4 protein-coding genes are annotated in these 3,947 nt (G+C 71.1%); 2 read left to right on the top strand and 2 right to left on the bottom strand.

Annotated elements, in window-relative coordinates:
• A partial coding sequence (locus tag AC27IQ_RS19995) for a nicotinate-nucleotide--dimethylbenzimidazole phosphoribosyltransferase (RefSeq protein WP_487090529.1) occupies window positions 1-717 on the top strand: 717 nt, incomplete at its 5' end.
• 36 nt (window positions 718-753) lie between these two features.
• On the opposite strand, the gene AC27IQ_RS19990 is transcribed toward AC27IQ_RS19995, so the two are convergent.
• Window positions 754-1,644, bottom strand: coding sequence for a LysR family transcriptional regulator (locus tag AC27IQ_RS19990; RefSeq protein ID WP_487090528.1), 891 nt, complete (start codon window positions 1,642-1,644; stop codon window positions 754-756).
• A gap of 186 nt (window positions 1,645-1,830) precedes the next feature.
• Here AC27IQ_RS19990 and AC27IQ_RS19985 point away from each other — a divergent pair, with 186 nt between their 5' ends.
• Window positions 1,831-3,078, top strand: a complete 1,248-nt coding sequence (locus AC27IQ_RS19985; protein ID WP_487090530.1) for an MFS transporter — start codon at window positions 1,831-1,833, stop codon at window positions 3,076-3,078.
• Between the two features lie 46 nt (window positions 3,079-3,124).
• Here AC27IQ_RS19985 and AC27IQ_RS19980 read toward each other — a convergent pair.
• On the bottom strand, window positions 3,125-3,947 hold an 823-nt coding region (locus tag AC27IQ_RS19980; RefSeq protein WP_487090527.1), incomplete at its 5' end, for a hypothetical protein.

The following is a 3,947-nucleotide window of genomic DNA, read 5'->3' as shown; positions in this document are numbered from 1 at the left end:
GCGCGCACCATCGCTCCGCGCGACAGCGCACCGGGGCAGCCGCGCCTGCTCAGCCACTGCCGCGTGGCGGCCGGCACGGCCGATGCGTCGGTGGGCCCGGCGATGACCGCGGACCAATGCGCCCAGGCCATCGCCCATGGCGGTGCCATCGTGCGCCGTTTGCCGGGCAATGCCCTGCTGCTGGGCGAGATGGGCATCGGCAACACATCGGTCGCCTCGCTGCTGCTGTCGCGCCTGTGCGGCCTGCCGATCGGCGACTGCACGGGCGCGGGCACCGGCCTGGATGCCGAGGGCGTGGCGCGCAAGCGCGCGGTGCTGCAGCAGGCGCTGGAGGCCAATGCCGATGCCACCGAGCCCTTGCAGGCACTGGCCGCGCTGGGTGGGCTGGAGGTGGCCACCCTGGTGGGTGCGGTGCTGCAGGCCGCCAGCGAGCGCCGGGTGATCGTGGTGGACGGCTTCATCACCAGCGCGGCCGTGCTGGTGGCCAGCCGCCTGGCGCCCGCCGTGCTGGAGCGCTGCGTGTTCGCCCACCGATCGGGCGAGCGGGGCCACACGCTGCTGCTGGGCGAACTGCAGGCCGAGCCGCTACTGGACATGGGCCTGCGGCTGGGCGAGGGCTCGGGCGCTGCGCTGGCCTGGCCCCTGCTGCAATCGGCCTGCGCCGTGCTGCGCGAGATGGCGAGCTTCGAATCGGCGGGGGTCGCCGGCAAGGTGTGACCCGGGCGGCGCGCGTGCCGGAAAGCGTGCCCGGGCCTACCGGGCTGCGGGCCGGGCCAGCGCGACGAAGTTCTGCACGAAGGGCGAACGGTCGCCCTCGCGGTGGGCGACGGCCAGGCTCACCAGGGCCGACTGGCTGCTGAGCGACCGGTAGGCCACGCCCTTGAAGGCGAGGTGCCGCATGGAGGCGGGCACCAGTGCCACGCCCAGCTCGGCGGCGACCAGCGCGAGGATCGACACGATCTGCGGCGCCGTGGGGCCCAGCTGCGGCTCGAAGCCTGCCGCGCGGCAGGCGGCTACCGAGGCATCGAACAGGCTGGGGCCGAGCGGCCGGGGCGTGAGGATGAAGGGCTCGCCGCGCAACTTCAGCAGATCAATGCGCGGGCCCTTGCGCGAGGCGGCGTGGCTGGCCGGCAGCGCCACGATCAGCGGCTCGTCCGGATAGCGGTGAAAGTGCAGGCCCGTGGCGTCCAGGCCGTCCGGGCGCAGGATGGCGATGTCCAGCCGCCCGTCGCGCAGCCGCTCCACCAGGGTGAGGGAGTTGCCCTCGTCGATCCTGAGCTCCACCTGCGCGAACCCGCGGCGGTACGAGCGGATGGCCTGCACGACCACGGGATTGAGCGCGGACGAGCCGGTGAATCCCAGGTGCAGCACGCCCGCCTCGCCGCGCGCCGCCCGCTGCGCCGCCCGCACGGCGTCGAAGGTGCGCGCCGGCAGGCCACCCACGCCTTCCAGGAAGGCGCGGCCCGCGTCGGTGAGCTGCGCGCCGTGCGGCACGCGGTGGAACAGCGGCACGCCCACCTCGGCTTCCAGGTCCTTGATCTGCAGGCTCAGCGGCGGCTGCGCCATGCCCAGGCGCGCCGCGGCGCGGGTGAAGTTGCCTTCCTCGGCCACGGCGATGAAGTAGCGGATGTGTCGCAGTTCCATCGGGTATCTGAAATAGGTATGGTGATGAGATGAATCATATATTGGACATATATGAGGGAAGCGCCTAGATTCCAGCGCTGGCTGCCTTTCGGCGCAGCGCCTTTCCCTTGCCGCCTTGCTCTGCCGTCCATCGTTCGACCCATGCCTTCGTTGACCGCCTCTCCAGACCTCGCCCCGCCTTCCGCCATGCCCCTGGCCGAACCGCCCGCAGCCCGATCCAAGCCGCCGGGCACGTCCGCTTCGGGCTGGATCGCGCGCGGCTCCGCGGATTACCGGCGTGCCGCCGCGGCGCTGTTCCTGGCGGGTTTCGCCAGCTTTTCGCTCATCTACTGCGTGCAGCCGCTGCTGCCGGCGTTTGCCCGATCGTTCGGCATCAGCCCCGCGCAGAGCGCCTTGCCGCTGTCGCTGACCACCGGCCTGCTGGCCGTGGCGATCGTGCTGGCGGGGGCGTTTTCGCAGGCGCTGGGGCGGCGCGGGTTGATGTTCGCCTCGATGGCGCTGGCCTCGCTGCTGAACATCGCCGCGGCCATCGTGCCCAGCTGGCACGGCCTGCTGGTGGCCCGCGCGCTGGAAGGGTTGGTGCTGGGCGGCGTGCCGGCCGTGGCCATGGCCTACCTGGCCGAGGAGATCGACCCGCGCCATCTGGCGCACACCATGGGCCTGTATGTGGCGGGCACGGCGTTCGGCGGAATGATGGGGCGCGTGGGCATGGGCGTGCTCACCGAATGGGTGAGCTGGCGCGCCGCGCTGGGCTGCCTGGGCGCGCTGTGCCTGCTGTCGGCCATCGGCTTTCTCGTGCTGCTGCCGCGGTCGCGCCACTTCACGCCCCAGCCCGGGCTGCAGATCCGCTACCACCTTCGGGCCTGGGGCGGCCACCTGCGCCACCGCGGGCTGCTGCGGCTGTTCGCCATCGGCTTTCTGCTCACGAGCATCTTCGTGACGCTTTTCAACTACGCCACGTTCCGCCTGTCCGGCGCACCCTACGGCCTCAGCCAGACGCAGATCAGCCTGATGTTCCTGGTGTTCGGCTTCGGCATCGTGTCCTCGTCCGTGGCGGGCCGGCTGGCGGACCGCCTGGGGCGGCGCGGGCTGCTCGCCGCGGGCTTCGCGTTCATGCTGGGCGGCACGCTGCTCACCCTGTCGCCGTCGCTGTGGGGCGTGTTCGCCGGCATCGCGCTGGTGACCACCGGTTTCTTCATCGGCCACTCGATCGCCAGTTCATCCATTGGCCCGCTGGCCGGGCTGACCAAGGGGCACGCGGCATCGCTCTACCTCTGGTTCTACTACATGGGTTCGAGCGTGGTCGGATCGGTGGGCGGATGGTTCTGGCAGCACGGCGGGTGGCCGGCCATCGTGGGGCTGACGGGTGCACTGGCGGTGCTGGGCATCGGAATGTCGGCGGTGGGGCCGCGGGGGCCCGCGGCGAAGGCGTGAACCGGGCGGCGGTGGCAAGTCGCCGCCATTTTGCGGCCGGAACGCTTCAGTTCACGAACCACCGCCCGTTGCCGTCGCTCAGCAGGAAGTATTTGAAGGCGCCCTGCAAGGTACTGCCGATGCCGTTGCCGCTGAAGCTTGCATTCACGATGGTGTCCGCGCCCGAGGCCTGCAGGATGACCGACGCGCCGTTCTGTGGATCGAGGGTGATGATGGTGAGCGTCTGCCCCGCCACGTTCGCGGGGGGCAGGTTCAGCGTGCTGCCGCCCTGTGCCGCGTAGTACACCCCTCCGGTCGGGGTGCTGGGCACGGTGGAGCCCGATGTCAGGGTGCCGCCCTGTACGAGCTGTCCGGGCTGCACACAAACGCCGTCCGAGCGCAGGTAGGTTCGGGCTGCGGCGGAGGCACCCCCCTGCAATTTGGACACGCTCACCGCATCGTCGGCCAGCTTGACGTTGGTCACCGCCGAGTCCAGCAGCTTGAGCGTGGAAATCGCCTGGTCGGCCATCTTGCTGGTGGTCACGGTGCCATTCGCCACCTTGCTGGTGGTGATGGCATTCACGGCAATGTTGGCATTGTTGATGCTGAGGTTGGCGATCTTGTTGCCGGTGATGGCGCCGTCCGCGATGGTGAGCACGCCGGCATTGCTCAGGCTCGCGTCTCCCGTCAGCGTGACGGGAGCCTGCGGGCTGAAGGGCGCGGACGACGACGTCAACGTGATCTGCCCACCAGCCGTGCCGTTGGCATAGCCCTCGCCCGTGGCACCTGTCGACCCGGTCGCTCCCGTCGCACCGGCGGCGCCTGTCGGCCCGGTGGCTCCGGTGGCTCCCGTGGCGCCTGCAGCGCCGGCGGTGCCCGCAGGTCCCGTG

The organism is Acidovorax sp. KPB24-07 (genome assembly GCF_057543315.1).
This window is presented reverse-complemented; position numbering and strand designations above follow the sequence as displayed.